The 1,588-nt window shown below is 61.9% G+C and carries 1 protein-coding gene; it reads right to left on the reverse strand.

The genetic code is table 11. From position 1 onward, the window contains the following. Positions 1 to 1,588: pyruvate dehydrogenase (acetyl-transferring), homodimeric type (gene aceE / locus ACX80Q_RS18635; RefSeq protein WP_459332033.1), on the reverse strand; the 1,588-nt coding region annotated here is incomplete at both ends.

The raw sequence follows: 1,588 nt of genomic DNA on the forward strand, positions 1-1,588 counted from the left end.
AGGTCGCGGTCCACGGAGAGGTAGTTTTGTCCGTTGGGGTTGTAGATCTTCGCGGTGGGGAAGAACGCGTCCATGCCGAAGGTGCGGGCCTCGTCCGGGATGATCGGGACGATGCGGTGGCCGATTTTCGGGTCCCGCATCAGGTCCTTGAGCACGCGCACGAACGACATGGTCGTGGCGGCTTGTTGTTTGCCCGAGCCACGGTTGGCGACCTCGTAGGTTTTATCTCCGGGCAGTTCCAGTGCGGTGTGGGTGCTGCGGCGTTCGGGCAGGAACCCGCCCAGTGCGGCGCGGCGTTCCATGAGGTACTGGATTTCCGGGGTGTCCGGGCCGGGGCGGTAGTACGGGGGACGGTACGGGTCCGCTTCCAAAACCTCATCGCTGATGGGCAGGCGCAGGTGGGTGCGGAAGTCCTTCAAGTCCTGCAGGGTGAGTTTCTTCATCTGGTGCGTGGCGTTACGGGCCTCGAAGTGGGTGCCGAGTCCGTAGCCCTTGACTGTGTGGGCCAGGATCACGGTGGGTTTGCCCTTGAATTCGGTGGCAGCCTTGTAGGCGGCGTAGACCTTGTGGTAATCGTGTCCGCCACGCTTCAAATTCCAGACCTCGTCATCGGAGAGGTGTGCGGCGAGTTCCTTGGTCTGCGGGGTCTTCCCGAAGAAGTGCTCCTTGACGAACCCGCCGGATTCGGCCTTGTACGTTTGGTAGTCACCATCAAGGGTGGTGTTCATGACATCGACCAGGGACCCGTCGGTATCCCTAGCGAGCAGCTCGTCCCATTCGCGGCCCCAGAGGACCTTGATGACGTTCCAGCCGGCGCCGCGGAAGAACGCTTCCAACTCTTGGACGATTTTGCCGTTGCCACGGACCGGGCCATCGAGGCGTTGGAGGTTGCAGTTGATGACGAAGTTCAGGTTATCGAGCTTGTCGTTCGCGGCGAGTTGGAGCAGGCCGCGTGATTCGGGCTCGTCCATTTCACCATCACCCAAAAACGCCCACACCTGCTGCTCGGAGGTGTCCTTGATGCCGCGGTTATGCAGGTACCGGTTGGACTGGGCCTGGTAGATCGCGTTCATCGGGCCAATACCCATCGACACGGTCGGGAATTCCCAGAACTCGGGCATCAGGCGCGGGTGCGGGTACGAGGACAGGGCATGGCCCTCCTTGGAGCGTTCCTGACGGAACCCGTCCATGTCTTCCTCGGACAGGCGCCCTTCCATGAACGCGCGGGCGTACATGCCAGGGGAAGCGTGGCCCTGGAAGAAGATCTGGTCCCCGCCACCGGGGTGGTTCTTGCCACGGAAGAAGTGGTTGAAACCGACCTCGTACAAGGTCGCGGCACCGGCATAGGTGGAAATATGCCCACCCACACCAATCTCCGGGGACTGGGCACGGTGCACCATGACAGCGGCGTTCCACCGCATCCAGGCACGGTACTTACGCTCGATCTCCTCATTACCGGGGAACACAGGCTCCTGGTCCGCCGGAATGGTGTTCACATAATCGGTGGTCGTGACCATAGGCACGCCAACGCTCTGCGCGCCTGCCCGCTGCAGCAGACTACGCATAATGAACTGGGCACGCTCAGTGC

The sequence above is a fragment of the Arthrobacter sp. HLT1-20 genome (genome assembly GCF_054510895.1).